The sequence below is a fragment of the Pedobacter sp. AC379 genome (assembly GCF_979258145.1).
Genome location: NZ_OZ409839.1, coordinates 4,488,017 through 4,503,170 on the forward strand (window position 1 = coordinate 4,488,017; position 15,154 = coordinate 4,503,170).

Sequence of the window (15,154 nt, forward strand, 5' to 3'; positions counted from 1 at the left end):
CAAAAATATGAAAACACTTTCCCATCAATATATCAAAAAGCAGGTTTTGTTTATCGCAATGTTGCTTTCATTGTCGCTTTGTGGCTGTAAAAAGTTTTTGGATGTCAATGAAAATCCAAATAATCCCGTAACCGCCGCACCGCAATTGCTGTTGCCCGTTGTAGAAGCCGCAATTGGAGAGGTTGTGGGCAATAATTTCCAGGTTTATGGAAACTTTTGGGCACAATATTGGACGCAAAGTCCATCCGCCTCCCAATATCGAACAATCGATCAGTATCGGCTAAGCAATACCGCTTTCGACCGCTCCTGGGCAACACTTTATCGAAATGCACTTAACAATGCAGAGCTGATTATCAATAGCAATACTGCAAATGCCGAACACATTAAAGGAATGGCTTATGTACTAAAGGCCTATGCTTACCAGCTCACTACAGATGCCTACGGTGATATTCCGCTTTCAGAAGCTTTAAGAGGTAACCAGGTTGGAAGTCCGCATTACGAAGCACAACGCACCGTTTACGACAGTATTTTTACTTATATAGATCGTGGATTGAGTTTACTCAGGGTAAGCAATGCCATATCACCCGGCGAACAAGACCTTATTTTTCAAGGTGATACCGACCAATGGATAAGATTTGCCCGAACATTAAAACTCAGGGCCTACATCAGGCTATCTCAGGCTGCACCATCGGTTGCTCAACAAGGCATAGCTCAATTGTATCAGGATGGAGCTCTTTTTCTTGATACCGATGCAGCCATAACTTACTCTACAGTAGGAGGTAATGAAAACCCACTCTATAATGAAACGCTTGGCTTAGGCCGAACGCAGAATATTGTAGCCAGTGGTACTGCCGTTAACGGATTTTTGCGCAACAATGATCCTAGATTGTTCAAATTCTATGAAGTAATCCCAGGTCAGGATACCGTTGCCTTTATTAATCAGGGTACTTATAGTGCCAATACCGATAAAGAGGTTTCGCCACCAGCCGCAACAGTGGGTGCCAGTGCAAACAACACCACTTCAGCTACAGCACCTGTAAAACTCATTTCAGAATCAGAAAGTTATTTTTTGCAGGCCGAAGCCGTACTTAGAACCTGGGCTACCGGAAACGCAGAAGAACTATTTAAGCAGGGTGTGAGAAGTAGTTTTGAAGCACTTAACCTGCCGGCAGCAGCTGAAGCATACCTTAACACAGCCCCCGATGCACAATGGCCTGGTACTGTACAAGGCAATTTAAGAGCCGTAATTCTACAAAAATACTATGCCATGTGCGGCTTTCAGGGTTTTGAAGCATGGACGGAGTGGCGCAGAACAGGCTATCCTGAATTTATTGCCCCATCGGCAGCATCAACACTCGGTGCCAACAGAGTACCGCTCCGGTTTTTATACCCCAATAGCGAACTTACCTCCAATCAAAACTTTCCAGGCTCGGTTGTCATTTATGAACCGGTTTGGTGGGATAAGTAAAATATAAAGTAAGGGTAACGTTGGTAGAAGATTTTTTTTTAATAGACTTTACGAACATACCTTCAAAATTAATGAGTGTGTAAATCTTCAATAATATATTTCTTTGGTCTTTAACATCCTGGATAGGTGTTGTTTTTAGTTAATGAGAGAGCGGTCGCCTTATGGCGATCTGCTCTTATTATGCTTAATTGCCTTGCAACAAATTTAGATCATCTTCGGCAGGCTAAACCAAAACCGTGTATACTCCTCAGGTACACTATCAACACCAATTTCTCCCCCATGTTTACGGATAATATTGGCTGAAATAAACAAACCCAGCCCTAAACCCGAATATTGATTTTGCTGCTCATCTGCCTGATAATAACGATCGAACAACAAAGGAATTTTCTCAGCAACAATTCCCGGTCCCTGGTCTACAACCGAAACTTCCACTGCAGTATCCGTGTCAATAAGCTCAACTCTAATCTCTGTAGTTGCAGGAGCATATTTAATTGCATTACTGATTAAATTCGTAATTACGCGGCCAATCCGTTCTGAATCTGCATGTATTTTAATGTTTTCCTTGCCTATAACACTTACCGCAGGAAAATCCTCTGAAGTAAAAAGTTCAGCTATTTCTTTGGCCAGCTCAAACAGGTTAAAGGTCGTTTTACGAAGTTTTACCTGGTCTCTGTAGTTTTTACCTGCATTAAGCAAGTCGTCAATAATCAACGATATCCGGTTTATACCCCTACTGGCCTGAGCAACCAATTGCTTGGTGCGGCTCGATTGATGATCGGTATCACGCTGCAACATTTGCAATGAACCCTTTAAACTGGTAACAGGGGTTTTAAGCTCATGGCTGGCAATACTAATAAAGTCATCCTTATGCCGTTCAGCAATTTTGTCTTTCGTAATGTCATTAATAACTCCGATCACCTTCACAGCCCTACCCTGCTCGTCATTTTCGGTTTTACCCTTAATATTTAACCATTGGAGCACGCCATCAACCCTTTTTACCCTGAGTTGCACATCTATACCGCCATTAACCTGAATATTCGCCAGGGCTTCTTCAAATACAGGTAAATCTTCGGGCATAATGTGCGGGTAATAGTTTTCAAGCTTCCATTTCGACTTCCGGTTTTGGTAACCGAAAATTTTATCATGGTCAGGAGAACGGAAAACCTCTTTTGTATCCACATTCAGTTCCCAAATGGCGGTATCAGTATATTTAAGTGCAACATTTAAGCGTTTTTGGCTCTCTTCCAGGTGTTTTAACCCCGAAATATCATCAAGTACAGTAAAACCAAAAGTTTCACCCTGATCAGTATAAAGTATAGTGGTTACATCAACCCAAACACGGCTCCTGTCTTTTCGGTAAAGGCAGGCCTGGAGTTTAAAAAACGGCACCTGGTTAGACCAGATTTCTTCCTGGAGGCGATGCCAGTGAGGGATATATTCTTCACAAGCGTGATCAAGAATTTTTGTTCCTTCGATTTCTTCTGGTGGATAATCTAAAAGTTCGCAAAGGGCTTTATTTACCTTTAAAATGGTAAGATCAGACCTGATGATTTTTGAAGCAACACTGGTAAGCTTAAATATCGTGTTGAATTTATCATCACATTCTTTGAACCTTTTCTCAAAATTATTTTGCTCTTTTTTTTCCTGCATAACAACTTTCAGCTAATAATCAGATAACAATTTATTACCAATTATGTTTAGCACATAGGCACAAGCAGCTACGAATAAGATAATTACAATAAAAAAAAATAAACCTTCAAACTATCCGTATGAAGGTTTACTTTCGAAATTCTGCTATTGATTTCATATTGAAAATCTATTTCATCAAACTGGTATTGGTAACACCGCCATCTGAAAGAATTTCGGTGCCAACTGTAAAAGATGAAGCATCAGAAGCTAAAAATACAGCGGCATTGCCGATATCTGCAGGCAAGCCATGTTTACCAACAGGTGTGATGTAGATCCACATTTATTTTACCTGTTGGTTTATTTGGTACCGGAAAGTAGAAGCAATTACTAACCGGTACCGCCTGAAACCAGGGACTATTTTTTGGCATTGCACAATATCACCAACGGGCCTGTGCATGAGCTACTGATTATAATTTAAGATTGTGGTGAAGCAATACTTCTTTAATTTCTTTTATTGATTTTGTTCCTAAATTACGGTTGATTTTAAGTTTAGGAAGCCCATAATTCATAATATCTTTAACCAGTTTAATGTCTAATTTCGAGAAAACTTTTTTTACCCTTGAAGAGAAATGCAAATCATCAACAGGTTTTTCGAGCACTTGAATTGATAATTTTTCGTTAGCAATTTTTTCTGCTTGTGTTTCCACTTGACAATGGAATTTTTTAACAGTTTGCAGGGCAGAAATATATTCCTCATAAGTAATTTCTTCGCCAACGTTGCCAATATCATCTAATTTACTCATACGATTAAAGTATATTTAAAGTAGCTATCTACTTCTATTTATTTTGTCTACGTTTCCATTAAGGGATTTTAGGTAAGGTATTTTGGTTTATTAAATGGTTGCTTTAATTCGTTATTTGCAGCTTACAGGGAATATGCTGCGCATTAACATGAAGTTGCTATTTCTTAATTTTCGAGGTATCAATTTCCCAGTTATCTGTACGGAACGGAGCAACGGGTAAGCCCGATTTAGTAAACAAATTCCCTATCCCTGCATTGCTAAATTGATAACGCACCGCAACAGGTTGTTTAACAAAGTCGCTGTATACCTGAATGGTATTGCCTTTAATCTTAATTTTCGCAGGATAAAATTTTTGGTCGATACCAGCTATAAAAAGCTCTTTTGGCGTTTCTCCTTTCAACACCATACCCCCCTCAGCATAATTAAAATCAATTAATACGTTACTTTTATTTACACCAAAAGATTTAAAAAGTGGGCTTTTAGTGCCAGGCTTATTTAACTGATAGGTTTCTGCCAAGGCAAGATTGGCAAGACGGGCACCAACATCTTTTTTATTTGTAGGGTGAATGCTTAGCGTATCGCTAACAAGATCGGAAATTACAACCATTCCGGTTTTTGGTAAAGCCAGGTTTTTAGTCTGAGCTTCTCTTACCAGTGCACCAACATTATATTTATCGTATTTAAAAGGTGCTATTTGAACATAATAAAAAGGGAAATCATTTTTCCACGCTTTGCGCCACGCCCCTACCATTGTATTGATAAGCTCGCTGTACGTGCCTGATGCTTCCCGGTTACTTTCTCCCTGGTACCATATAGTGCCTGCGATATTGAAATTTACAATTGGCGCAATCATCGCATTATAAGTAAAACCAGGGCTTACAGGCCACCATTGCGATTGTACATTTTTTGCGGCTGCCTCCTTTAATACAGTGTTATTTTCTACCAGGGTATCCGGTGTCCAAACTTCAGCAGGTGTACCACCCCAATTGCTGCTGATTAAACCAATGGGTACATTTAAATCCTGATTAAGCTGCTTGCCAAAATAAAAACCTACTGCACTAAATTTCTTAATGGTGTTGCTGTCGCAAACCGTCCAGGTACCCTCACAATTATCCTGCATAGTATTGGAAGTAGTTTTAGGAATATTAAATAACCTGATATTTAATTTAGCAAGTTGATCAAACTCGTCTTTAATACTCTTAATACCTGAGTTGTAGTTCCACTCCATGTTGGATTGTCCGCTGCAAACCCATACCTCCCCAATAAAAATATTTTCGAGTGTTATTTTGTTCTGCCCCTGGAAAGTGATGCTATACGGGCCGCCCGCCTGTGGGGTTTGCAGTTCTGTTTGCCAGTTTGCATTACCACCGGCTATAACTTCTACGGTGGCATTGTTCCACGAAGTTGTAATTTTAACTTTTTCATTTGGCGAAGCCCAACCCCACAGTTTGGTGGTAGTTTTTTGTTGCAATACCATATTGCTGCTCAAAATGTTTGGCAGGCGAACATCTGCAAACAGAGAGAAACTGACTAAAAATAGAATAAAAAATAACGTTTGCTTTTTCATTTACGAATGCTTTGTGTGTTGTTTGGTTAGGTTATTTATTCCAAAAACGGAATTTGTTTAGCTAAACTAAACAAAGTTTATAAATATTACAAGTGTTTACTTTAGCAATTAATGCTTAAAAAACTTTTTTATAATGGAGAATGGTTAATGCCTTTGCAATATAATGTTCAGTTATGCTGGGTTTTACATACAAAACAGTAAGATGATGCCGTAAATAAACTTCCAAAAACGCATCAACATTCTCACCATTTATCAGAAGGAAAAGATCAGTGAAAATAGGAGTTAAAAATGCCCTTACACCTGTTTGAGATTAAAATAATGAGTTATAAAAGTATAAAATATTGCAAAAGAAAGCGAATTTATGTTTAGTATTTATAAACATAAATTTACATAGATATAAATTATGTTGGTACCGCAAATTTTAATGAGTACCGAGATTTGCGAAAGTTATGCTTAACACAATTCGAAGTCAAAATCTATTTAAATTTTTTAAAAAAACCTTCCGGTACGAGATAAACTCGTAAAAACTATTGAAAATGTGATTTCCAACCCTAACAATTACACATATAAGCTAATAATTTCCTGTAATGCCAAGTTCCAGGCCACGCAGCTCTGCCAAACCGCGCAATCTGCCTATGGCTGAATAGCCAGGGTTACTTTGTTTGGCCAGGTCATCCAACATCTGGTGCCCATGGTCGGGCCTGAAGGGAATGCTGGTATCACGCAATGAATTTTCTTCCGTAAGGGCTTTCATAATTGCATACATATTTACATCGCCACCTAAATGATCGGCTTCGTAAAAACTGCCATCGTCATCTTTGGTTACATTACGCAGGTGCGCAAAGTAAACACGTTCTTTTACTGCCTTAAAAATTTCCAAAGCATTATTATCCACGCCTGCACCTAACGAACCTGTACAAAAACACACCCCATTAAATGGCTTATTTACCTGTTGCATGATATAATTAAAATCATCAAGTGTACTGGCAATTCTTGGTAAACCTAAAATCGGGTAAGGCGGATCATCAGGATGAATGGTCATTTTAATGCCTTCATTGGTACATACTTCTGCTATTGAGGATAAAAAATAAACCAGGTTTTCCCTCAAACCTTTAAATCCGATTGCTTTATATTCGTTGATGCTGTTGCGGAGGGTTTCGAGTTCAATTTCCTTTTCATTGGGAATCCCCATCAGCACATTTATTCTTAAATCGGTTAATTGCTGATGGTTTAAGGTGGCATATTTGGTTTCTGCACGTGCTAAAACTGAGCGCGGGTAATCTGCATCGGCACCTGCTCTTTTAAGGATATAGAGATCAAAAACCGCCAGGTCAATCCAATTAAAATACAATGCCTTAGAACCATCTTTCATTTCAAAATCAAGCTGGGTGCGGGTCCAATCCAACACAGGCATAAAATTATAACATACTGTTTTAATACCACAGGCAGCAAGGTTTTTAAGCGATGTTTTATAGTTTTCAATAAATTTATCCCTATCGGCCCTCCCGGTTTTAATGGCCTCATGCACGGGTACACTTTCTACTACCGACCAGCTTAAGCCTGAAGCTTCAATAATCGTTTTCCGTTCCTCAATATCCGCCAGGGGCCAAATTTCTCCATGTGGAATGTGGTGCAATGCCGTAACAATACCCGTGGCACCCGCCTGTTTAACATCCTGCAAGGTAACCGGATCGTTTGGCCCGTACCAGCGCCAGGTTTGCACTAATTTTTTATATTTTGTGTTCATCAGTTGTTTAAGAAAATTAATTAAGCCTGTTCCACATAAGCCATTTGCCGATTTAAAGCCATCTTATCTTCATTTAATTTAATGTAAGAAGATACGATACTCAGCATTGTTTCATGGGATCGGTTTGTACTTTGCCAATTGGTATTTACAGTTACCATGTAGGCAACACCGTCAGCTAATAAGGTATAAGCAATGCTAAAGGTTGTTGTAAAAAGCCATTCGGGGAGGTTTTCATCATCCAGTAAGATTTTACAATTTGCAATACTAACTCCCGGCCTTTTGTGATCGGTATTTAAGGTATAAGCTATGGGTAAATCTATAATGCCAAAATCGGGCAGGTGTACCAGTACATTTATCGTTTCTGACATCTGTTTATCTCCTCTCATAACCGCTATCCTATTTTAATTGATCATTGAATTGTTGCAGACTTGAGCGCAATACCTGCTGATTCGATTTTTGGCATTGATGAATTGCGTATTTCTAACTGCGTGGTTAAAACTGCCTTAATTCTATTTTTATTGAGATTATCAGTTAAGCGATACATCAAAATTTCCATAATCTTATCTGCAATTTGCTCAAGGGGCTGGGCGATTGCCGTTATTGCCGGAACAAAATATTTTAACAATTCCAGGTCATCGAACGATACCATGGCAATATCTTCACCAATTTTAAGCTTAAGTTGCCCTATGGCATCCAAACCATCCATTGTGAGGTAATTGCATGAAAATATAATGGCATCTATCTCGTTGTGTTGTTTAAGAAAATCGATGATTTCGGCAACACTTTCTGTTTTACCCTGGTAATTAATCTTTTTAATAATGGGTGCTAATCCAGCTTCATGTATGGCTTTTTCGTAACCTTTGGTACGGTCTAACATCTGCGACTGATCAGTTTCTATCGTTACAAAAGCAATTTTACCAAAGCCGTTATCAATCAGATGTCTGGTTGCGTTGGCTGCACTGTTTTCATTATCAATCAATACATAATCACTTTCGAAACCAGGGATGTAGCGATCGAAAAGTATTACCGGTATATCACTGGCAATTACTGCAAGCACCTCTTTTTCGAGTCCGTGGGGTAAAGCAATGATAAAAGCATCAACATGGCGTTCATTAAACACCTGCAAAACTTCTCCGCCTCTTTTTTTACTGTTTTTGGTGCTGCTGAACAGGATATTATAGCCAAATGCAGATGCTTTTTCGTCGATATATTTTGCAATTCCGGAGAAAAAAGGTTGAGAAATCTCGTCTACAATAAAGCCGATCGTCATTGTTTTACCCGTACGGAAGCTTTTGGCCAAAGCATTAGGATGATAATTAAGTTCAGTTACCAATTGCTCAACCCTATCAATCAGTAGCTGACTGATATTTTTTTCCCTGGCCTTACCATTGATAACAAATGAAACTGTTGTAGTCGAAGTTCCCAATTGCCTGGCAATGTCGGTTATAGACAACCTTTTTTCTCTCACTTTACTATATTTTAGTTAATACATTTCTGGCCAGATGCAATACCATATCCTAATAGATTACGACAAAATTTGGCTAGTTCACATTACCGATCAAAAGCTATAAGCTGTTATCAATCAGTAAATGATAAAGCGAAGTTGTTAAAAAAAGTAAGCCTTTAACTTAATTTTAGGGTATTTATTTGCGTAAACGTTTAAGTAAAAACAGTGATTTTTTACATAGCTGGCCCAACTGATAAGCTTTAATCAATGACACAGTTTATTGAACAGACCCAACTACCTACTGCGACTTCAGAACTATCAACTGCGACTTCAGAACTATCAACTGCGACTTCAGAACTATCAACTGCGACTTCAGAACTATCTACTGCGACTTCAGAACTACCTACTGCGACTTCAGAACTACCTACTGCGACTTCAGAACTATCAACTGCGACTTCAGAACTGTCTACTGCGAGTATAGAACTATCTACTGCGACTTCAGAACTATCTACTGCGACTTCAGAACTATCTACTGCGACTTCAGAACTACCTACTGCGACTTCAGAACTATCTACTGCGAGTATAGAACTATCTACTGCGACTTCAGAACTATCTACTGCGACTTCAGAACTATCTACTGCGACTTCAGAACTATCAACTGCGACTTCAGAACTACCTACTGCGACTTCAGAACTACCTACTGCGACTTCAGAACTATCAACTGCGACTTCAGAACTATCTACTGCGACTTCAGAACTATCAACTGCGACTTCAGAACTATCTACTGCGACTTCAGAACTACCTACTGCGATTTCAGAACTACCTACTGCGACTTCAGAACTGTCAACTGCGACTTCAGAACTATCTACTGCGGCCGAAGTAGAAACTTGGTAATAGCAAATCTAAAGATCTCTCCACTACGGTCGAGATGACGGATGAATGCGTTCCCTCATAGTTTGAAAAGAAGTAACTTACAAATGCCTGTATCTGCACCTCGCTACATGCACTTCGCTATCTGCTCCCTGCTTCCGGCATAGGAAATGATGGAAGGAGAAAACGTTAAAGCTTTATCGTTACCTTTCCTTCCATCACAGTCTTTGAGGCAGCACACACTTTCCGCCCCCTTCGGCGGAACTTGTGCTGACGACCAAAAAGCTTTAACGAATTTATCCGACATCAGTTCCAAGCCTTGGGGTTTTGTTACTTTTGGGCCAAGCCAAAAGTAAAAGCCCTTCGGTGGCTAACCGAGGCAAGCCCGAGCGGAGCGAAAGCATTACGATTCCCGCATGCTCGGGAAGGACGGATGTATTGTGATGGCAAATCCAAAGATTTCTCCACTACGGTCGAAATGACGATACCATGTACCCTTTCAGTTTCTTAAAAAAGATAAGATTAAGATTGTAAAAGCATAGCGATCGCATTACGATTCCCGCATGCGCGAGAATGACGACGGTCTGTATCTGCACCTCGATATATGCACCTTGCTGTATGCTCTATGCTATACGGCATAGGAAATGATGGAAGGAGAAAACGTTAAAGCTTTATCATTACCTTTCTTTCCATAGTTGCATTGAGGCAGCACACACTTTCCGCCCCCTTCGGCGGAACTTGTGCTGACGACCAAAAAGCTTTAACGAATTTATCCGACATCAGTTCCAAGCCTTGGACTTTTGTTACTTTTGGGCCAAGCCAAAAGTAAGAGCCCCCTCGGCGGCGGTGAGCCGAGGCAAGCCTGAGCGGAGCGAAAGCATAGCGATCGCATTACGATTCCCGCATGCGCTAAAATAACGACCGTGTTAAAAAACCACAACAAAACCCCAATCTCTTACCAACCATACTTACTTCTCAACAGTCGATTCATTAAAATTTACGATTCTAATTTTACTTACATTTTTCTGTTCCAAAGCTTTCCCTGCATAATCCGGTTTATTGGTTCCCCAGGCAACATTGCTGTTCAGCACACTAATGTATCCGGTATTTTCGAAATAAAACCCTGCAATAGCACTCTTAACCAACCCCTCAACATTACTAGGTCTGCGGTCGTAAATTCCTCCAGCCTCATTTGTGGTTTTATCGAGATGCACACTCACCTGATCGAAATAAATTTCAGCAATTTTATCTTTACTTTCTCCACTAATGTATACCCCACTTTCTCCGGTACAGCGGATATTACTAAAATAAATATTTTTAACAGCCCCTACCTTACCTTGGGTTTGTCCTTTGGGTAATCGCCAGCCTGCATCTTTGTTATTGCTGGTGGCACGGGGGTAAGCGGTTATATAAATGGGTTCGGCCTTGCCCCACCATACATCCGAAAAAAGTTTCGATTCGATAAGCAAGTTAGAAAAAACCACATTGCTTACCGTTCCTTCATCACGGTTTTGAATGCCTATACCCCGGTTACTTTTTCTGATGTTACAGTTATTAATCAGCACATTACTGATGCGGTCCATATTTTCTGAACCAATTTTAATGGCGCACGAACTGGAGGTCATGGTACAGTTGCCGATCACAATATTTTCGCAGGCACCATACTCTTCATATTCACGTCGGTTTTTAAGGCAGATACAATCATCACCAGATTCGATGTAACAATTGTTAATCCTTACATTTTTACTGTGATCGAGGTCGATGCCGTCGCTATTGCGGATTTTGATGCTGTTCAATAAGGTAATATTCGAGATGGATACATCATTACAACCAACCAGATGAACCGTCCAATAAGCAGAGTTTTGAAAAGTTACCCCATCGATATTCAGTTTATTACAGCCGATTAAAGTAAGCAAATGCGGTCTGGGATCTACAACATTAAAAGGTTTCAGCACATACGAATCGCTCAGTTCCTCACCCATAAAAGATATCCCGTTACCATCAATTATACCTGTGCCGCTAATGCTTACCTGTTCGAGTTTTTCACCGCCAATCCAGATCGTTCCCTCACCTTTATTTTCTTTAAAAGCACTTTTGGTATATAGTTTTTCATCCGGACTGGCCAAAAGTTTAGCACCACCTTCAACCCTTAAATCAATAAATGATTTTAAATTAAAAGGACCCGTTAAAAATACATGCCCAGCAGGTACAATTACCTGTCCGCCGCCAGCTGCTGTACAGGCATCAATCGCTTTTTGAATGGCAGCAGCATCATTCGTTTTGCCATCGCCAACTGCACCGTAGTTTTTTATATTGTAGGTTTTATTTTGTGCCATTGCTGTAAAAGAGAGCAGCAGAGCAGCAAAAATCAGTATGTTAATTTTCATCTGAGTTTGTTAGGGATATTGTTGTAAGACATAATTTGATTACCAGAAAACGGTATAAAGTGCAGCCAGTATACCACAAATAATTACAGAGGCAATGGTAAATGCGGGCGTAACCTTAAACATGCTACTATCAATTTCGAGGCCCTGAGGATTATCTTTACTCTTAGGGTCAGTAAGGGTAACAATAACCATTAATACCAGGATAATCATAAACACCCACGACATCCGGTTTAGAAAAGGAATTTCGGCAATGGCCCCACCAGTTAACGTTGGTAAAAATTTAAATAAGGTAGATAAAGGAATGGTTAACAAAGCCGCGGTGAGTGCTGCACGAGAAGTGGTTTTTTTCCAGAAAAAGCCCAGTAAAAAAATAGCAAATACACCAGGCGAAATAAAGCCCACATATTCCTGTATAAACTGGTAAACCTGGTCGAAACTGCGCAAGGCCGGCGCAATAACTATGGCAATTAATGAGGCCACCACTACCGACCATCTGCCTACCGAAACCATTTGCGTTTCTGAAGCTTCGGGTTTAATAAATTTCTTATAAATATCTAAAGTAAAAATAGTGGCTATGCTGTTGCATTTTCCCGCCAGCGAAGCAACAATAGCTGCTGTAAGGGCTGCAAATGCAAGTCCTTTAATCCCGGCAGGCAGCAAATTCATCAACACCGGGTAAGCATGATCGGGTTTTACCGTTCCGGCAGCATCCAACATCTCCGAATGGAAATAACCACGTTGATACAGCACATAAGCTGCAATGCCCGGAATAACCACAATTACCGGAATCAATAATTTTAAAAAGGCAGCAAAGATTAATCCACTACGGCCCGTTTTTAAATCGGCACCCAAAGCGCGTTGAACAATATACTGGTTGCAACCCCAGTAATTTAAATTATTAATCCAAAGGCCACCAACCAAAACGGCAATGCCCGGCAGTTCATGATAAAACTTATCCCCTTTAGCAAATATCATGTGGAAGTGATCCGATGCTTCACTGCGAAGTAGAGGAAGGGCAGCAAAAACACTGGGGGCATCCAACTTTTCTGATACCAGCTTAAGCGCCATGTAACAGGTAATCAAGCCTCCTGCAACCAGCACAAAAACCTGTATTACATCCGTATAACCAATTACTTTCATGCCGCCAAGCGTAATAATGGCCGAAAAAATAGCCAGAAATATAATACAGATGTTAAAAGGAACCCCGGTAATGGTTTCTATCGCAATAGCACCAAGAAAAAATATTGAGGTTAAATTTACAAACACATAAACAAGCAACCAAAAAACAGCCATTAGTGTACTCACCGTATTGTTATACCGGTTAGATAGAAACTGCGGCATGGTGTAAATTTTATTCTTAATGTAAATGGGAAGAAAAAATACCGCCACAATAATTAAGGTAGCGGCGGCCATCCATTCGTAACTGGCAATGGCAAGCCCCATGGCAAAACCCGAGCCCGACATGCCGATAAAGTGCTCTGCAGAAATATTAGATGCAATAATTGATGCCCCTATTGCCCACCAGGTTAGTGAACCCTCAGCCAAAAAATAATCTTTGGTATCCGTACGTTTTTTCTTCTTACTCCGATAAACCCAAAAGCCATATGCCGAAACAATAATAAAATACATCAAAAAAACGGCATAATCGAATGCTGACAAATGGTTCATAAAGATCTTTTTATATTTGGTTTTTTTAAAAGTCAGAAAAAAACCCAAAGTTGCAGGCTTAATTCTATTATTTAATTACGTAAACGTTTTCGCGTGGCCAGCTTAAATAGCTGTTCTTAAATAACGCTAACAAGCCGTAGAGTCGCGTTTGATCAGCATTGACTTTAGCACAATATTCTGTTCATCATCCAGTTGTTTGTTATGAAGAATTTTAAACAGGCACTTTGCAGCTTCACGGCCAATTTCGAAGGCCGGTTGGGTAATGGTAGTAAGTGAAGGATTTAATAATGGAGCCGTACTAAGGTTAGAAAAGCTCAGTATTTTAACAGCAGAAGGAATTTGTAAGCCTAATTCTTTACAGGCACAATAAGCAGGAATAATAAATTCTTCAATGGATGAAAACAATGCATCAGGCTGGTGTACCTGGAGTAACGTTTTAATTTGCTGCAGGTTGGTTTCTTCATCATCGCTGTATTTAACAACAAGCTGTTCGCTAACCTCCAACTGATGTGCTTTTAAAGCATCAGCATAACCTGCAAACCTCGCCTTCCCTGCCGGAAGGTTTTCTAACCCATATAAATAAGCAATTTTGGTACAACCGCATTCAATTAAATGTACTGTAGCCTCAAAAGCAATTTCGTAATCATCAGTAGTTACTTTTACAGCATCGAGGTTTTCGTAAACCCGGTCGAAAAACACCAACGGAATTTTCTTTACCAGGTTGGTATAATATTCACTGTTATATTCGCTGCTTGATACTGATGTAAGTATTCCATCAACCCGGCCACTTAATAAACTATTGGTAAAAGCCACTTCTGCTTCAATATTTTCGTGCGTTTGGTAAATAAGGACATGGTACCCATACTGACGGGCAATTTCTTCAATCCCTTTTATAGATAAGGAAAAAAAGTTATTGGCTACACAGGGAATAACCACGGCAACAGTTTTGGTTTTATGGCTCCTCAGGTTACTTGCCGCGGGGTTTGGCGTGTAGTTCAGTTCCTTTGCCAGCGTCCACACCCTGTTTTTGGTTTTTAAACTGATTTCGTAACTGTCGTTAAGCGCTTTTGATACGGTGGCTATAGAAATATTCAACTCCTGAGCCAACCGCTTAATATTTACTGTTTCCGCCATGTTTTAAGTTTGTTAGTTAATTTTTTTAAACGGAATTAATGCTATCGGCAATGGTTTATTATTGAATCGACAGCACTATCCATTTTCTTCACCAGCATATCTATCAAAAACAAAAGTTACCAGGTAAGCCAGGCAATTCGATGTTCATAACAAGCTATTTGGTTACAGCATTACAATACCATTTTGACTAAGAAAAAGTATCCTGCTACAAACGAAAATATAAAATAATCGTAACAAGAACGTTTATTTTTTTTCTTTTGCGCATTTCAGGCTCAGGTGTTTTAGGCAGAAAGTAGCACCCTTGCAATCAATACTTACTATAACCTATTAAATTTAAACAAATTAACCCGGATTATACAAGCCTAAATAAGATTTTACTTAATCGTTTACGTAAATAAAATTGGCAAAAAATAAAAGTTTAAGCTTTCAAAAAC

At 39.6% G+C, this 15,154-nt stretch carries 12 protein-coding genes; 2 read left to right on the top strand and 10 right to left on the bottom strand.

The window, feature by feature from the left end; all coding sequences use genetic code 11:
* Nucleotides 1-7 precede the first annotated feature (7 nt).
* Nucleotides 8-1,468, top strand: a complete 1,461-nt coding sequence (locus ACZZZW_RS19575; RefSeq protein WP_463496007.1) for a SusD/RagB family nutrient-binding outer membrane lipoprotein — start codon at nt 8-10, stop codon at nt 1,466-1,468.
* Nucleotides 1,469-1,672: 204 nt separating this feature from the next.
* Here the strand turns inward: ACZZZW_RS19575 and ACZZZW_RS19580 are convergent, their stop codons facing one another.
* The 7 genes from ACZZZW_RS19580 to ACZZZW_RS19610 form a co-directional block, all read right to left on the bottom strand.
* Nucleotides 1,673-3,118 carry a PAS domain-containing sensor histidine kinase gene (locus ACZZZW_RS19580; RefSeq protein ID WP_463496008.1) on the bottom strand — a complete coding sequence of 482 codons (1,446 nt, stop codon included), beginning with the start codon at nt 3,116-3,118 and terminating at the stop codon, nt 1,673-1,675.
* A 166-nt stretch (nt 3,119-3,284) separates the two neighbouring features.
* Entirely contained in the window at nt 3,285-3,437 is a 153-nt protein-coding gene (locus ACZZZW_RS19585) for an SDR family oxidoreductase (protein WP_463496010.1), read from the bottom strand.
* Between the two features lie 127 nt (nt 3,438-3,564).
* On the bottom strand, nt 3,565-3,900 hold the full coding sequence (locus tag ACZZZW_RS19590) for a DNA-directed RNA polymerase subunit alpha C-terminal domain-containing protein (protein ID WP_463496012.1): 336 nt from the start codon (nt 3,898-3,900) through the stop codon (nt 3,565-3,567).
* 157 nt (nt 3,901-4,057) lie between these two features.
* Entirely contained in the window at nt 4,058-5,467 is a 1,410-nt protein-coding gene (locus ACZZZW_RS19595) for a sialate O-acetylesterase (RefSeq protein WP_463496014.1), read from the bottom strand.
* A gap of 571 nt (nt 5,468-6,038) precedes the next feature.
* A complete protein-coding gene (uxuA, locus tag ACZZZW_RS19600; RefSeq protein WP_463496016.1) occupies nt 6,039-7,214 on the bottom strand; it encodes a mannonate dehydratase in 1,176 nt (391 codons plus the stop codon).
* A 20-nt stretch (nt 7,215-7,234) separates the two neighbouring features.
* Nucleotides 7,235-7,600, bottom strand: coding sequence for a hypothetical protein (locus tag ACZZZW_RS19605; protein WP_463496018.1), 366 nt, complete (start codon nt 7,598-7,600; stop codon nt 7,235-7,237).
* 23 nt (nt 7,601-7,623) lie between these two features.
* Nucleotides 7,624-8,682, bottom strand: a complete 1,059-nt coding sequence (locus tag ACZZZW_RS19610; RefSeq protein WP_463496020.1) for a LacI family DNA-binding transcriptional regulator — start codon at nt 8,680-8,682, stop codon at nt 7,624-7,626.
* A gap of 246 nt (nt 8,683-8,928) precedes the next feature.
* Between ACZZZW_RS19610 and ACZZZW_RS19615 the strand changes: the two genes are divergently transcribed.
* A complete protein-coding gene (locus ACZZZW_RS19615; protein WP_463496022.1) occupies nt 8,929-9,555 on the top strand; it encodes a hypothetical protein in 627 nt (208 codons plus the stop codon).
* A gap of 944 nt (nt 9,556-10,499) precedes the next feature.
* Here the strand turns inward: ACZZZW_RS19615 and ACZZZW_RS19620 are convergent.
* The 3 genes from ACZZZW_RS19620 to ACZZZW_RS19630 form a co-directional block, all read right to left on the bottom strand.
* Nucleotides 10,500-11,918, bottom strand: coding sequence for a glycoside hydrolase family 28 protein (locus tag ACZZZW_RS19620; protein WP_463496024.1), 1,419 nt, complete (start codon nt 11,916-11,918; stop codon nt 10,500-10,502).
* 39 nt (nt 11,919-11,957) lie between these two features.
* Nucleotides 11,958-13,586: a sodium/sugar symporter gene (locus ACZZZW_RS19625; protein WP_463496026.1), complete on the bottom strand. Its 1,629-nt coding sequence runs from the start codon at nt 13,584-13,586 to the stop codon at nt 11,958-11,960.
* A gap of 126 nt (nt 13,587-13,712) precedes the next feature.
* Complete coding sequence (locus ACZZZW_RS19630) at nt 13,713-14,720, bottom strand: LacI family DNA-binding transcriptional regulator (protein ID WP_463496028.1); 1,008 nt, start codon at nt 14,718-14,720, stop codon at nt 13,713-13,715.
* Nucleotides 14,721-15,154 lie beyond the last annotated feature (434 nt).

Excerpts from the sequence above, each read along its gene's own strand:
- ACZZZW_RS19615 (WP_463496022.1), top strand. The coding sequence starts at position 8,929 with ATGACACAGTTTATTGAACAGACCCAACTACCTACTGCGACTTCAGAA.
- ACZZZW_RS19620 (WP_463496024.1), bottom strand. The coding sequence starts at position 11,918 with ATGAAAATTAACATACTGATTTTTGCTGCTCTGCTGCTCTCTTTTACA.
- uxuA (WP_463496016.1), bottom strand. The coding sequence starts at position 7,214 with ATGAACACAAAATATAAAAAATTAGTGCAAACCTGGCGCTGGTACGGG.
- ACZZZW_RS19630 (WP_463496028.1), bottom strand. The coding sequence starts at position 14,720 with ATGGCGGAAACAGTAAATATTAAGCGGTTGGCTCAGGAGTTGAATATT.
- ACZZZW_RS19595 (WP_463496014.1), bottom strand. The coding sequence starts at position 5,467 with ATGAAAAAGCAAACGTTATTTTTTATTCTATTTTTAGTCAGTTTCTCT.
- ACZZZW_RS19625 (WP_463496026.1), bottom strand. The coding sequence starts at position 13,586 with ATGAACCATTTGTCAGCATTCGATTATGCCGTTTTTTTGATGTATTTT.
- ACZZZW_RS19580 (WP_463496008.1), bottom strand. The coding sequence starts at position 3,118 with ATGCAGGAAAAAAAAGAGCAAAATAATTTTGAGAAAAGGTTCAAAGAA.
- ACZZZW_RS19605 (WP_463496018.1), bottom strand. The coding sequence starts at position 7,600 with ATGAGAGGAGATAAACAGATGTCAGAAACGATAAATGTACTGGTACAC.
- ACZZZW_RS19585 (WP_463496010.1), bottom strand. The coding sequence starts at position 3,437 with ATGTGGATCTACATCACACCTGTTGGTAAACATGGCTTGCCTGCAGAT.
- ACZZZW_RS19575 (WP_463496007.1), top strand. The coding sequence starts at position 8 with ATGAAAACACTTTCCCATCAATATATCAAAAAGCAGGTTTTGTTTATC.
- ACZZZW_RS19590 (WP_463496012.1), bottom strand. The coding sequence starts at position 3,900 with ATGAGTAAATTAGATGATATTGGCAACGTTGGCGAAGAAATTACTTAT.